The sequence below is a fragment of the Bradyrhizobium sp. sBnM-33 genome (assembly GCF_032917945.1).
Taxonomy (GTDB): Bacteria; Pseudomonadota; Alphaproteobacteria; order Rhizobiales; family Xanthobacteraceae; genus Bradyrhizobium.
In genome coordinates, this window is record NZ_CP136624.1 from 8,933,912 (window position 1) to 8,946,190 (window position 12,279).

The 12,279-nt window shown below is 63.8% G+C and carries 16 protein-coding genes, 1 tRNA gene and 1 pseudogene; 8 read left to right on the forward strand and 10 right to left on the reverse strand.

Going from position 1 to position 12,279, the window contains the following annotated elements; all coding sequences use genetic code 11:
• Window positions 1–94 precede the first annotated feature (94 nt).
• Window positions 95–337 carry a hypothetical protein gene (locus tag RX328_RS42055; RefSeq protein WP_213251258.1) on the reverse strand — a complete coding sequence of 81 codons (243 nt, stop codon included), beginning with the start codon at window positions 335–337 and terminating at the stop codon, window positions 95–97.
• 240 nt (window positions 338–577) lie between these two features.
• On the opposite strand from RX328_RS42055, the gene RX328_RS42060 reads away from it, so the two are divergent.
• The gene (locus RX328_RS42060; RefSeq protein WP_213251259.1) at window positions 578–1,540 is read left to right on the forward strand and encodes an alpha/beta hydrolase; all 963 of its coding nucleotides are present in this window, start codon (window positions 578–580) and stop codon (window positions 1,538–1,540) included.
• Window positions 1,541–1,563: 23 nt separating this feature from the next.
• On the opposite strand, the gene RX328_RS42065 is transcribed toward RX328_RS42060, so the two are convergent.
• The gene (locus RX328_RS42065; RefSeq protein ID WP_213251260.1) at window positions 1,564–2,034 is read right to left on the reverse strand and encodes a MarR family winged helix-turn-helix transcriptional regulator; all 471 of its coding nucleotides are present in this window, start codon (window positions 2,032–2,034) and stop codon (window positions 1,564–1,566) included.
• A gap of 97 nt (window positions 2,035–2,131) precedes the next feature.
• Between RX328_RS42065 and RX328_RS42070 the strand changes: the two genes are divergently transcribed.
• Together RX328_RS42070 and RX328_RS42075 are read left to right on the forward strand one after the other, a co-directional pair.
• Complete coding sequence (locus RX328_RS42070) at window positions 2,132–2,500, forward strand: antibiotic biosynthesis monooxygenase family protein (protein WP_213251261.1); 369 nt, start codon at window positions 2,132–2,134, stop codon at window positions 2,498–2,500.
• A gap of 30 nt (window positions 2,501–2,530) precedes the next feature.
• Window positions 2,531–2,974, forward strand: coding sequence for a hypothetical protein (locus RX328_RS42075; RefSeq protein ID WP_213251262.1), 444 nt, complete (start codon window positions 2,531–2,533; stop codon window positions 2,972–2,974).
• 243 nt (window positions 2,975–3,217) lie between these two features.
• Here RX328_RS42075 and RX328_RS44030 read toward each other — a convergent pair.
• Window positions 3,218–3,349 (reverse strand): annotated as a pseudogene (locus RX328_RS44030) (1-phosphofructokinase family hexose kinase); the annotation flags it as partial.
• 45 nt (window positions 3,350–3,394) lie between these two features.
• Window positions 3,395–3,471, reverse strand: a tRNA-Arg gene (locus tag RX328_RS42085).
• Between the two features lie 481 nt (window positions 3,472–3,952).
• Between RX328_RS42085 and RX328_RS42090 the strand changes: the two genes are divergently transcribed.
• On the forward strand, window positions 3,953–4,489 hold the full coding sequence (locus RX328_RS42090; protein WP_213251263.1) for a PRC-barrel domain-containing protein: 537 nt from the start codon (window positions 3,953–3,955) through the stop codon (window positions 4,487–4,489).
• 79 nt (window positions 4,490–4,568) lie between these two features.
• Here RX328_RS42090 and RX328_RS42095 read toward each other — a convergent pair whose 3' ends face one another.
• The 3 genes from RX328_RS42095 to RX328_RS42105 are packed head-to-tail and all read right to left on the reverse strand — an operon-like array spanning window position 4,569 to window position 6,622.
• Window positions 4,569–5,528 carry a Bug family tripartite tricarboxylate transporter substrate binding protein gene (locus RX328_RS42095; protein ID WP_213251264.1) on the reverse strand — a complete coding sequence of 320 codons (960 nt, stop codon included), beginning with the start codon at window positions 5,526–5,528 and terminating at the stop codon, window positions 4,569–4,571.
• Window positions 5,529–5,584: 56 nt separating this feature from the next.
• Window positions 5,585–5,953, reverse strand: a complete 369-nt coding sequence (locus tag RX328_RS42100) for a cupin domain-containing protein (RefSeq protein WP_213251265.1) — start codon at window positions 5,951–5,953, stop codon at window positions 5,585–5,587.
• A 30-nt stretch (window positions 5,954–5,983) separates the two neighbouring features.
• A complete protein-coding gene (locus tag RX328_RS42105; protein WP_213251266.1) occupies window positions 5,984–6,622 on the reverse strand; it encodes an RraA family protein in 639 nt (212 codons plus the stop codon).
• Window positions 6,623–7,037: 415 nt separating this feature from the next.
• Between RX328_RS42105 and RX328_RS42110 the strand changes: the two genes are divergently transcribed.
• Window positions 7,038–7,844, forward strand: a complete 807-nt coding sequence (locus tag RX328_RS42110) for a helix-turn-helix domain-containing protein (RefSeq protein ID WP_249726322.1) — start codon at window positions 7,038–7,040, stop codon at window positions 7,842–7,844.
• A gap of 266 nt (window positions 7,845–8,110) precedes the next feature.
• Entirely contained in the window at window positions 8,111–8,743 is a 633-nt protein-coding gene (locus RX328_RS42115) for a hypothetical protein (protein WP_213251267.1), read from the forward strand.
• Between the two features lie 172 nt (window positions 8,744–8,915).
• Here RX328_RS42115 and RX328_RS42120 read toward each other — a convergent pair whose 3' ends face one another.
• Window positions 8,916–9,116: a hypothetical protein gene (locus tag RX328_RS42120; protein ID WP_213251268.1), complete on the reverse strand. Its 201-nt coding sequence runs from the start codon at window positions 9,114–9,116 to the stop codon at window positions 8,916–8,918.
• A 69-nt stretch (window positions 9,117–9,185) separates the two neighbouring features.
• Complete coding sequence (locus RX328_RS42125; RefSeq protein ID WP_213251269.1) at window positions 9,186–10,187, reverse strand: 2-dehydropantoate 2-reductase; 1,002 nt, start codon at window positions 10,185–10,187, stop codon at window positions 9,186–9,188.
• Between the two features lie 136 nt (window positions 10,188–10,323).
• Here RX328_RS42125 and RX328_RS42130 point away from each other — a divergent pair, with 136 nt between their 5' ends.
• The gene (locus RX328_RS42130) at window positions 10,324–10,893 is read left to right on the forward strand and encodes a YidB family protein (RefSeq protein ID WP_213251270.1); all 570 of its coding nucleotides are present in this window, start codon (window positions 10,324–10,326) and stop codon (window positions 10,891–10,893) included.
• A gap of 69 nt (window positions 10,894–10,962) precedes the next feature.
• The gene (locus RX328_RS42135) at window positions 10,963–11,241 is read left to right on the forward strand and encodes a GlsB/YeaQ/YmgE family stress response membrane protein (RefSeq protein WP_213251271.1); all 279 of its coding nucleotides are present in this window, start codon (window positions 10,963–10,965) and stop codon (window positions 11,239–11,241) included.
• A gap of 135 nt (window positions 11,242–11,376) precedes the next feature.
• Here the strand turns inward: RX328_RS42135 and RX328_RS42140 are convergent, their stop codons facing one another.
• Entirely contained in the window at window positions 11,377–12,159 is a 783-nt protein-coding gene (locus RX328_RS42140) for an SDR family NAD(P)-dependent oxidoreductase (protein ID WP_213251272.1), read from the reverse strand.
• Between the last annotated feature and the right edge of the window lie 120 nt (window positions 12,160–12,279).

Below are 12,279 nucleotides of genomic sequence, written 5' to 3' on the forward strand. Positions count from 1 at the left end.
GAGCCCAGTCATTCGAACGCCGTCGCGGCCGGGCTTCGCCCGGGCTGTTGTCATCTGCGCCGGCCTCGCAACGGCCGGAGTCGAGGGGCTGGCCTTAACGGCTGGCCACCAGCCGCAAATGCGGCTTAATTGTTTCCTCAAGCTCGGCCTTGAGCTGGTGCACGCGCGGATCACCTGAGCGCGCTGCGCATAGCGAATATTGGTTGACTGAGCACGCCAGTGCACGCCGCTCGTCGGCGGTCCGCGTCACTTCCGGGCTGGACAGTTTCAGCACCATCCCGCCGAGCTGCACCAGCATTTCGTCGAGCGCCCGATCCATTCCGGCAATTTGATCCATCGCACCGCTCCCTCTGGAAGGAGTAATGATCGGCGCGCCCGGCCGTTCCCCGCGCGCGCTCGGTTAGGGATAACCAGAAGTAAACGGACCGCATTCTATCGACGCCGGCCGCAAATCGGCTTGAAGGAATCATTATCAATTGAAGAAAGCGGGCCCGGTCTGCCCTGGAAAACGGCGCGATTGCGGCGGCCGCGCCCGTTACCTATGCTGCCGTCCCGTTCCGCACGAGGTGGCCGTCGCATGATTCCGCCGCTTGATCCCGTCGTCGCCCAGATCATTCCGCTGTTGCCGCTGCGCGATCCCGCAACGATGACGCCGCAGAGCGCCCGCGATGCGCTCCGCGCGCTGGCGGCCTCGCGCGCGGCCGTTCCGCCGCCTCCGGTGATGAGCACGGAAGACGTCAAGGTGAAGGGCGCGGCCGGCTTCCTTGCCGCGCGGGTCTACCGGAACTGGAACGAAAAATCGCCGACGATCGTGTTCTTTCACGGCGGCGGCTGGGTTGCAGGCGATCTCGAAACCCATGACCGGCAGGCGCGCTGGCTCGCGATCGACACAGGCGCCGTCATCATCTCGGTCGATTACCGCCGCCCGCCCGAGGTGCGTTTTCCCGGCGCCTTCGAGGATGCCTTCACGGCCACACAGGACGTCATCGCCCGCATCGCCGAATTCGGCGGCGATGCCGCGCGCGTCGGCGTCGCCGGCGACAGCGCTGGCGGCAATCTGGCGGCCACCACCGCGATCGCCTGCCGCGACGCCGGCATCAGATTGGCCGCGCAATTACTGGTCTATCCCGTCACCGACGTTGCCGGAAGTTTCGCGGACGCGACGGAAAACGCCCGCTTCCCCTCGCGCAGCGAGAACGCAGAAGGCTATTTCCTCACCCGCGCCACCATGGAATGGTTTTGCGGCCATTACCTCGAAGACAAAACACACGGCACCGACTGGCGCGTCTCGCCGCTCCGCGCCAAGAATCTTGCAGGCGTGGCGCCGGCGATCGTCTGCACCGCATGGTTCGATCCCTTGCGCGACGAAGGCAAGGCCTATGCTGAGGCGCTCAAGGCTGCCGGCGTGCCGACCCGCTATTACGACGGCCTTGGCCTGATCCACGGCTATTTCGGCCTCGGCGAGGCCTCGGAAACCGCCAGGCGCGAAGCGCAGCGGGCGCGGGCCGATTTCAAGGCGTTGCTCGAAAAGGGCGTGTAGAAGGTCACTGAAGCGAGCGCTATTCACGCTTGCAGTTCATCGTCGCCATCCAGTTTCTGTCGCAGCGCCGCGATGACGCGGTGGGCAGCTTCTATCTGGTTGACTGAAAGGCCCTCCGACAGACCGTCGACCCAAGGTTTCTGCAGGCGCATGGCCGCATCGTAAGTCTGCCTCCCCTTATCCGTCAGGACAACGAGTTGCGCCCGCCGGTGATGCGGGTTGGTCTCGAACGCAACGAGCCCATCCCGCTGCAGGTCGTTGACGATCCGTTGCACGTTCTGGCGAGCGGCGCCGAGGTCGCGTGCGAGCCACGCTACCGGCTGCGGCCGTTCGGCGGCAACGATCGCGCCGAGGATCTGCCAGCGGGCACTTGTCAGCCCGAGCCGCGCCACCAGCCGGTCCCCCGCCGTCAATAGCAGGCCGTTGAGCCTGAACAGGTCAAGGATGAACTCGGTCAAGGCATCGCCGGCCGGGGTTCGTTTGGTCGCGCGCATTCGTCACCATAAAACTATATTGACATTACAATGTCAATCATATATGTCTCTATCGTACCAAGTTGGTAACATATATCCATATCGAACAGGAGCCGCCATGTCCCTCATGCGCCCGCTTGATCCCGCTTTTCCGATCGATCGCCAGATCGCAATCGAAGCCACCTCGGTCGTGCTGGTCAACGTCTTCACGCTCGACAAGACCGACGAGCAGGCCTTCCTGAAAGTCTGGCAGGACGACGCCGCATTCATGAAGCGGCAGCCCGGATTTATCTCGACCCAGCTTCACCGCGCGATCGGTGAAAGTCCAACCTATCTGAACTGCGCGGTCTGGGAATCCACCGCCGACTTCCGGGCCGCGTTCACGCATCCGGAGTTCAGGGCAAAACTCTCCGCCTATCCGCCCTCGGCCGTCGCTTCCCCGCACCTGTTCCAGAAGGTCGCGGTGCCAGGCATCTGCGTTGCATAGCCTGAGCGAGCCAAAAGAAGCATGAAAGCCATGGTCAAGATCGTTCATCCAGTGGCCGGCGCGGCCGCGATCGTTACGATTGCAAGTTTCTGGCTCTCGACCGCGCTCAGCGAAATGTTCGCGTCCCCGGCGACCATTGCCGCCGTCAAGATGGCGATACCGTGGGGCTTTCTGTTGCTGATCCCGGCGCTGATGGCGGCGGGAGGCTCGGGCTTCGTCTTGGCGGGCAAGCGCCGCGGCGGAGCGATCGGTGCAAAGATCAGGCGCATGCCGCTGATAGCGGCCAACGGCATTTTGATCCTGATACCCTCCGCGCTGTACCTCGCGAAGGCAAGGGCCGGCGAATTCGATAGCGGCTTCTATGCGGTACAGGCGCTCGAACTCGCTGCGGGGGCGGCGAACATCACGCTGCTCGGCCTCAGAATGCGCGACGGCCTCAAGATGAAGGGCTGGTTCCGATATCGGCCAGCGTGATCAGTCACGCCGTTTCGATCGTCACTTGACCGGCGAGGCGCGCGACGTCGTCCGGCCGGCATAATTCCGTGCCGGGATGGAGCAGGGCCGCGGCGCCGGCAGCGACCGCGAGGCGAAAAGAGTCTGCGCGGAATCATCTGAAGCGAGCCGCCAGACCAAGGCCGCCAGAAAGCTGTCGCCGGCTGCAAGCGCGCTCCGCGGCGTGATCGGGATCGGCGGCGCCCGCAGACTTCGTCGCGCGTCGACGTTGATTCCGCCGCCGCCGGGATCGCGACGCTGCGACTTGCCGCGCAGTTTTGCTACCGGCATGATCTTGTCGACCGCGGTCGAGAGATCGACCGCCGGATTTAGAGTGATGGTGACAATGTCCGTCATGCGCCGGTTCGCCCCGCGGACGGCTGCGTTGTGGACTTGGCGTGCTGGCGATCCCGGGAAGACTCGAACTTCCGACCTACGGTTTAGGAAACCGTCGCTCTATCCGGCTGAGCTACGGGACCGCGGACCCGCATGGCAAGGCAGGTGCTTGGGAGGGTTCATAGCAAAGCAGACGTGGCATCGCCAGCCCCTCCGGGCCGACCCTTTGGGCCCGCCAAGGGATCCCGCGCCGATCGAAAACCAAAAAGGAGCCGTCCACCGACGGCTCCAGTTGCGGCTTTTCTGCCCCGTGTACCGCCGTTACCTTGTTTGCGGCCATACCCCTTCAACATACGGCTGATTCGACCTGTCGCACGTGGTCGGGGAGCGACACAGTCAAAGAAACCCGACCTCCACGCTGGAGTTTAGCGAGTTCGGACAGAGATCAGGGGACACGAGAGCGCTCACGCCGGGAACGGGGTTAGCGTTACTGCAGCACAAGCGGCCCCGTCTGTGGCCTGCGCCGCATCCTCAAGTCATTCCGAAACTTCCCCCGAATGCCGTGGAACGTTCGCGCATGCGTTCTGTTCTAGGGAAACACGTCCACTTTCCGAGGAGGACCAAATGCAGAAACTCCTAGCCGCGGCTCTTTTGAGCGCCGCAGTCTTCAGTGCTCCCGCCTATGCGCAGACCGCGCAGACGGCTCAGCCCCCCGGCCCCGCCGCCACGGCCGGCTCACAGGAAAAAATGATGCTCAAGGGGAACTGGCGCGCGTCCAAGCTCATGGGCCTCGATGTCTATAATGACGGCAATGAAAAGCTCGGCGAAATCAACGAGCTGATCCTGGATAAGGAGGGCAAGGTCAACGCTGTAGTCATCGGCGTCGGCGGCTTCCTAGGCATGGGCGAGCACGACATCGCCGTTTCCATGGACAAGATCAAATTCGTCGAGGAGCCGGTCCGCACCAGCGCGACGGCGCCCGGAGCGACCACGCGCGACACTACAGGCACGCAGCGCGAGACCACGACGGGCGCAGCCACGGGCGCCACGACAACACGCAGCGGCGATGCGAACGACTGGATGCCCGATCACGCCGTGATGAGCGGCACCAAGGAGCAGCTCAAGGCGATGCCGCAGTTCAAATATTCAGACTACAACTAAGGCGCCCGACGCCTGATGATGAAGGCCCCACCTTGGTGGGGCCTTTTTCATGAGCGGATACGGTGCCGGCGCTTTGCAGCTACGCCTTGATATTGTTCTCGCGGACCACCTGTCCCCAGATGCTCACCTGCTTGGCGAAGAAGGTAGCGAAATCCTTGCCGTCGGCGAGCAGGAGCGTCATCTGCTGCGTCTCGCGCAACTGCGCCGCTACCGCCGGCTCGCTCAGAATCTCCTTCACCGATTTTGCCATGCCGGCGACGGCATCTTCCGGCGTTCCCTTCGGCGCGAAAACGCCCCACCAGGCCAGCGTCTCGAAATCGGGAAAGCCCGCTTCGATCGCGGTCTGCGTATCCTTCAGCACGGGCATCCGCTCGCGGCCCATCTGCAGGATCGGCCGCAGCCTGTTGGTGCCGAGTTGCGCCGTGATCAGCGCCGCCGACCCGATGATCATATCGACATGGCCGCCGAGCACGTCGTTCATGGCCGGACCGCCGCCGCGGTAGGGCACATGCGTGATCTCCACGCCGGCCTTTTTGCCGAGCACCGTCATCGCGAGATGGCCGAGCGTGCCGATACCGACCGAGGCGTATTTCACCGCGCCGGGATTTGCCTTGCACGCCGCGACCACGTCCGCGAACGTCTTATATGGCCGCTCCGCGTTCGCGGCGAGGACGTAAGGCGCGGTGCCGACCAGGAACACCGGCACCAGATCCTTCTCGACATCCAGCCCCGGCTTTTCGAGGATCGATGGGATGACCGCGTGCGAGTCGAACGTCACCAGAAACGTCGCACCGTCAGGCGCGCTCTTGGCGACCTGCACGGCGCCGAGCGAGCCGGCCGCGCCGGATTTGTTCTCCACCAGCACGGTCCGGCCGAGCTTGGTCTGCAGATGAGACTGCAATAGCCGCGCCAGCGCATCGGTCGACCCGCCCGGCGGGAACGGCACCACCAGCGTCATGTTCTTGGCTGGCTGCGACAGCGCCGGCGTCACCGCAAACGCGGCCGTCGCCGCAAGCAAGTTGCGTCTTGTGATCTTCACCAGAACCCTCCTCCCGTTATCGCCCGCGATTTTTTGTTTTTGTTCGCAGGCTTGTCTCAGGTGCCGAAGCCAGACCCGGCCTTTTTGTATTCGGGGCGCGGCGGACTGAAGATGTCAAGCACACGCGCACCTTCCGGTCCAGCCCGCATGGTGTGCGGCACGTTGCCGGGCGTCCGCCAGAAATCGCCCTTTTTGACCGGAATTTCCTCACCGCCCTGAACGCGGATCGCCGATCCCTCGAGCAGCACGCCCCATTGTTCTTCGGGGTGATGATGCAGCGTGCCTTGCGAATGCGGCGCCAGCGTCACTACCGACAGCATGGCGTGCTCGCCGGAAAAGATGCGTGTGGTGACGCCGGCGGCGAGTTCGCGAAACAGGCCGTCATCCGGGTTATCGAGATTGTGAAATTCGTCCCTCTGAGTCATCGCTCCTCCTTCAGCGTGCTGTCGCACCTATCAAGACTTGCCGTAGCTGCCCTGGTAGCGGCCTTCGCGGATCGCGGTGAGCGTGTCTTCCTCGCGCGCGATCTGGGCGCGGACCGCCTCGAGCAAGCTGGCGGCCACAGCAGCAGGAAACGACACCACACCGTCCCCGTCGCCCACCACGATGTCACCTGGAGAAATCACCGAGCCGCCGATCGAAACCGGCACGTTGATCTCGCCGGGCCCGCTCTTGTAGGGGCCGCGGTGGATCGCCGCGCGGGCAAAGCAGGGAAAATCGGCGGCAGCGAAGGCCGCGACGTCGCGGATCGCGCCGTCGATCACATAGCCTGCCGCGCCGCGATACTCGGCGATGTTCTTCATGATCTCGCCGACCAGCGCCCGCGTCTCGTCACCGCCGCCATCAACCACGATCACGTCGCCGGGCCCGACCAGTTCCAGCGCCCGGTGGATCGCAAGGTTGTCGCCGGGCCGCGTGCGCACCGTGAAAGCAGCTCCGACCAGCCGGCCGGCGCGATGAAACGGCCGCAGACCCACGGCGCCCGGCAGCCGGGCAAGGTTATCGCTGATGATCGAGGTCGGCGCGTTCCTGAATGCTTCGATCAGGTCAGGCGCGGGCTTTGGCACGCTCGTCATGGTGATGGCGATGGTCATAGAAACTGTTTCCTCCTGCGGCTCTGGTCCGCGCGGCACGACGGCTCCAGATTAGCCGCCACATGATCGCCGGGGTTGCGGCAAAACAATTAGCATTCCGCTTGAGCAGGTATAATGGATTTGGATGGGTCCGGGGGCGGCTCGCCTCGGGCCCCGCACGTCATGTCAGTGCTGTCGAAATCTTCGCCTCGGCCACACTTCTTAATGCGGCCTTAACCAAACCCGCCGACGCTGCTAGCGAAGATTCACGCCGCCAGTTCTCTTACCATGCTGTTCCAGAAGCTTGCTCCCTCGCCGGCACTCTCGATCTCCGGTTTTCCGATATCGATGCCTTTCGGCCGGTCGAATTCGTCGCGGATGCGCGCAGCGTCCCGCTGAATCTGCGAACTTCCATACCGCGCGCGCGGCGGTGCAGTTGCCGGGCTGCCAGATCACGGTGCTCCGCTCGTTTCCACGTATCGTCGATGTCAGCTACCGCGCCGCGCATGGCGTCGTCATCTTCCAGATCGAGGCCGACTACGACGTAGCCGTCAACGGCATGTCCGTGAATCGTCCGGCTTTTGTCGGCATGCGCGGCAATGTGGATTTGCAGTTCGTCGAACCCCGTGGATCGCTGCACGCGATCATCACCCTTGGCGCCGGCCTGCGGGATCGGGAATGGTTCGATACGCCGGACCGGCTATGCCCGTTTATGCCGGACCCAGCCGCCCTCGCAACGGTCAGATCCGTCACGACAGGTATTTTGCAGACGGCTTCCGCCAAGCCGGAACTGTTGCAGCAGCCTCGTTCGGCGCTGGCCCTCCAGGAAGACCTGCTGCTCGCCATCGATGAGATGTTCCGCAGCGGCCGAACGCCGGAAGTGGCGGGCAAGATTGCAAGCAGGGGCTATTGCCGGCTCGTCCGCATGATCGACGAGTATGTCGCCTTTCATGCCGCCTCGGCGATCTACAGCGCCGACCTCGCCGAACAATGCGGCGTATCGGTCAGAACGCTGGGCACGGCGGTGGCGAGCGTCCGCGGCATGAGCCTGCATCGCTATTTGCGCCTCAAGCAGCTTTGGTCGGCGCGCGCGCAGCTCGTGAAGGGATCCGACGCCATCACCGTGACATCGTGCGCCCGAGCCAACGGCTTCCATCACATGGGTGAATTTGCAAGGCTTTATCGCGCCACGTTCCATGAAACGGCGTCGCGCACGCTGGCCCGCGCGAGAGGATCTGACTAATTCTTGCCACAATGTGGCGTGCTTATCCGCTCGCCTTCAGACGGTGTACTTAGAATCACTACAGCATTGTGCGTGTTGCTCTGCTTTGCCGTTGAATTTCCTCAAGATTTCTAATGGCCTAAGCACTGTGTTCCATCGGTCACATCCGCGGGATAAGGTCACAACGCCAGCGGGAACATCGTGCGTTTTCGGCGTGACAGCGCTGCCAAAATGATGACAATCGACTCAATCAAAGTTCCCAAGAATTCGACCGGAGCAAATCGTCCGTGATCGCCTCACGTGCATTGTCATTCGTTGTTCTTGCCGCGATCGGCGGGCTGATCGTGCTCGCGCCGATACAAGCGGACGCGCAATGGTGGCGCAGTGCGCCGGTGGATTTCGAATCCTGCGCCGACGTTGCCGAAAAAGCGACGACCAAGGAAGAAAGGACGGCGAAGCTCGCTGAATGCAACGCGAAGTTCGCCGGCCGCCGCAAGCCCGGCGGCGGCTACACCTATTACGACTTCATGCAGGATCGGACGTTCGACATCGCGGGTCCCAACCCGACGCCGGAAGAGCAGAAGAAGATCGACGAGCAATATACGGCCTATCTCGAGCGCGAGCGGCGCAACCACATCGCCGCGGCGCTGGCGGCCAAGCAGCACCAGCCGGAGCCGCCCCCAGCACAGGGAATACAACAGGTCTCGCTGCGCACGGAACAGGTCGCTTCGCCGGTCGAAACCGAAAAAGTGCCGATCCCGGTGGCGAGCCCGGTCAAGCAGGCCGCGCGCATCAAGGCTGCCCAATGCGCCAAGAGCCAATTCTCGTGTGAATGGCCGCGGCTCTCGGAGAGCATCAACGAACTGAAGAGGCTGCTCAATCCACAGCAGCAGCCGCCGAGCAAGCAGAAGAAGGGCTGACGTTGCCCCGTCATTCCCCACGCAGGCGGGGAATCCAGTATCCACAGAACTAACGTGGATCCAGCACTGCTCCCCAAATCCGCCGGTGGTTACTGGATGCCCGCCGGAACCTGTCATCCGGCCGGCCGAAGGCCGGACCGGGTGGCGGGCATGACGACTGACGACATCAGCATCAGTGCGCACGCATCCGCTTGACGCGGCGCGACTTGAAAACCGGCGCGACAACAGCCCGCGACGCCGCCCGCTGCTCCTGCAGCCGCGCTTCATAGCCCGGCGACGGCGTCGCCGTCGGCGGCACGGCATAAGCGGGCAGCCATGACGCCCAGAAGGTTAGGACGGCAACCGCCACCAGCGCGAGGCCCGTTCGTTTCATGTCACTTCTCCCATCGGCTCACCTGAACGAAACTCGTGCCGGACCGGCGCCCTTTCAAGGCAAATCAATTCACCGGCGAATCTGCTCCGGCGTCAGGCCGGGCGAGCCCTTGCCAGTGCTTTCGGCCTGCCGGATCAATTCGACAATCCGACGCGACAGAGGGGCCTTCAACCCGCGGCGCTCGGCGATTTCGGTGATGACGCCCTGCAGATAATCGATTTCGGTGCGGCGGCCGCGCTGCAGATCCTCCCACATCGACGAGCGCGCCTCGGGATCGATCTTCATCGTCCGCCCTAGCAACGCGTCGAAGATCGGATCCGGCAGGCGCAACAAGGCCGGCATCCAGGCGGGCGGAATCGGCGTCGGCGAGACCGGCTTGATGCCCTCCGCCTTGATTGCCGCGAGCGCTTCGGCAAGCTGATCAGCGAACAGTTTCCGCCATGGCCGCGAGCTGAGTTGTTTACGCAGCGGCAGATCGGCCAGCGCGTTGAGCGCGTTGTTGAGATTGAGCAGCAGCTTGCCCCATTGCACGCCGTCGATGTTACCGGTCGGCCGCATCGTCAGTCCCGGCACCGATAGCTTCTCGGCGATATTCGCCTCGTCCTGCTCGATGACGATGTCGCCCGATGTCGCGCGATGAAATCGCCCCTCGCCCAGCGCGATCACATTGAACGGCACCATGCCGCCGAGCACGCGCCGCCCCGGCAGGCGGTGGCGCAGCACGGCGGCATTGCCGATGCCGTTTTGCAGGCTGACGACGACGACATCGGGCGGCGCGTGGCGAGCGATGGCGTCGGCCATCGCAGCGGTATCCGCGCTCTTGACGGTGACCAGCACGACGCCGGCATCCGCAAGAACGGAAGAATTTTCCGACAATGCGAACCGATCATGCGTGATGGTCTGGTCAAAACCTTCAAAACTCGTGGGCCGCAGGCCGTTGGCTTCGATCTCGGCGATCACGCGCGGACGCGCCAAGAGCGCCACGCGGCGGCCGCCGGCTGCCAGCATGCCGCCGACGAAGCAGCCAATGCTGCCGGCGCCTGCGATCCCGATCGTTTGGCGCGAAACCATTTGTCACCCACCGCGCTGCACCCCACTTCGAATAGCAGAGCGCGCGGACTGTGCCTATCGCAGGCGCGCGCTCGCGCCTTGTAACCGTCATAGGCCACCGTTATGTTTCACGCGGGGCTACGCGGAGGAGACAACCATGGGTTTACTCGACGTACTCAACGGCATGATGAACGGCCCGCGCGGCCCGAGCCGCCCCAGCGCACAATCCGAGAGCGGCGGAATGTCGCCCTTGACCATGGCGATCCTGGCGCTGCTGGCCTGGAAAGGCATCAAGCATTTCAGCGGCAATCAGACCGGCTCGGCACCGCAACCGGCGCCCGCGCCAGGCAATGTGAATGCCGGTATGCCCGGTGGCGGCATGGGCGGCGGGCTCAGCGACATGCTCAAAGGCGGCTTGGGTGGACTGCTCGCGGGCGGGGCGGCCGGCACAATCCTGAGCGGCGGGCTCGGCGACCTCCTGAAGCAGTTGCAACAGAACGGCCTTGGCGATCAGGCGGACTCCTGGGTCAGCAACGGTCCCAATAAGCAGGTCTCGCCCGGCGATCTCGCCAACGCGCTCGGCGCCGACGACATCGAGCAGCTATCGGCGCAAAGCGGATTGTCGCGCGACGATTTGCTGCAAGGCCTCAGCCAGTATTTACCCGACGTCGTCAATCATCTGACGCCGGACGGACGGCTGCCGAACGAGAACGAAATTTCGATCTGACGCCGCGGGACGCGCGGCGCTCGAGAGGTGCCGCGCCGCTTCACCATCGACACATTGAAGGGGACAGACATGGGCGGCATCATCTGGATCATCGTCGTCGGCTTCGTCGCCGGCATCATCGCGCGCATCCTTTCGCCGGGGCAGAACAACCCGACCGGCTTCATCCTGACCACGGTGCTCGGCATCGCCGGCGCGTTCTTGGCGACCTTCGTCGGCCAAGCGGTCGGCCATTACAGCCCCGATCAGGGCGCCGGCTTCATCACCGCCACCATCGGCGCGCTGGTGGTGCTGTTCATCTGGAACCGGCTGGTGGCGCGCGGCGTGATCTCGGATCCGGGGAATCGATAAGGCGGCGCTCTCTCCGCCGTCATTGCGAGCGAAGCGAAGCAATCCATAGCGCCGCAAGTGGCGAGGTGGATTGCTTCGTCGCTTCAGCGCAAAATTGCTTTGCAATTTTGTCGCGAGCTCCTCGCAATGACGAGATCACAACACCAGATGCATCCCCGCATCCATCCGCACATATTCGCCCGTCATGTTGCTCGACGCCGGCGAAGCGAGGAAACAGACGAGCTGCGCGATATCCTCGGCAGTGGAAGCGACCTTCAGCGGCACCTTCGCGACGACAGCATCGCGCACCGCTTTCGCGCCGGCCTCGCCGCGGCCCTTGGTGAACCAGGGCGTATCGATGTAACCGGGGCACACCGTGTTGACGCGGATTAGCGGCGCCAGCGCTCGCGCCAGCGATTGCGTCATGGTGTTGAGCGCGCCCTTGCTTGCGGCATAGGCGACCGAAGAGCCGCCGCCGGAAATGCCGGCGACCGAAGACACGTTGACCACGGCAGACGGCAGGCCGGAAGCTTTCGCGCCGGCCTCGAGCAGCCCGCGCGCCGCACGGATCATCTGGAACGGGCCGATGGTGTTGACGGCGTAGATGCGCTGAAAATCCTCGGCCGAAAGCCCGTCGAGATCGTGATGCGGCACGTGCTTGGTGGTGCCGGCATTGTTGACGAGCACGTCGAGGCGTTCCCACGGCGCGGCGGCGGCAGCAATCTTCCTGCAGTCTTCATCGCGGGACACGTCGCCCTGCACGACCACGACTTCGGCGCCGGCGCTGCGGCAGAGGTCGGCGGTTGCTTCGGCTTCCGCCTTGCTGTTGGAATAGTTGACGACGATGCGCGCGCCGCCTTTTGCCAGAATGGCCGCGGTCGCCGCTCCCAAGCCGGAAGCAGAACCGGTGACAATCGCGCACAACCCATCCTTCGACATCCGCATTCCCTTTGTTGTTCTTGAATTAAAATTTCGAGCCGCCCGTTCGTCGCCCGCAGGCTTACCATACCGTGCCGCAAAGTGCGTGCAAATCCGCTAACGTTCCACTGTGCGGAATTG